1 protein-coding gene is annotated in these 521 nt (G+C 56.7%); it reads left to right on the plus strand.

Annotation, left to right across the window (positions count from 1 at the left end; all coding sequences use genetic code 11):
- A partial coding sequence (locus AC1DVH_RS32575) for a transposase (RefSeq protein WP_477757235.1) occupies positions 1–521 on the plus strand: 521 nt, incomplete at both ends.

A 521-nucleotide genomic window follows, 5' to 3' on the forward strand; every position in this document is an offset into this window, starting at 1 on the left:
AAGGCGCTGGATGCAGCTGATCGCGAAGAGACCAAGTCTTCAGGGCCCAAAGGCGGCCTGGAAGAGAAAATCGTCAAACTGAAGGAGCAGATGAAGGCACTTCAGGCGATTGAAATACAGCTTGAGGAGTCGCCGGACAAACAGATCTCGCTGACCGACCCAGACGCCCGCTCGATGATGACGAGCGGCAAAGGAATCGTGGGTTACAACGTACAGACGGCGGTCGATACCAAGCACCATCTGATCGTCGCGCACGAGGTGACCAATGAGGGTCACGACCGTGATCAGCTCAGTTCGATGGCCCAGCAGGCCCGTGAGGCGATGAAACTCGAATCGTTGTCGGTGGTGGCTGACCGGGGGTATTACAAAMGCGGGGAGATCCTTGCCTGCCACGAGGCAGGGATTAGCGCTTATGTACCGAAGACGCTGAGCTCGCGCGCCAAATTCGATGGCCGCTTCAACAATGACGAGTTTGTTTACGACGCGGACAAAGATGTGTACGTCTGCCCCGCCAAGGAAGT

Source organism: Pseudomonas sp. P4_C3 (assembly GCF_056402075.1).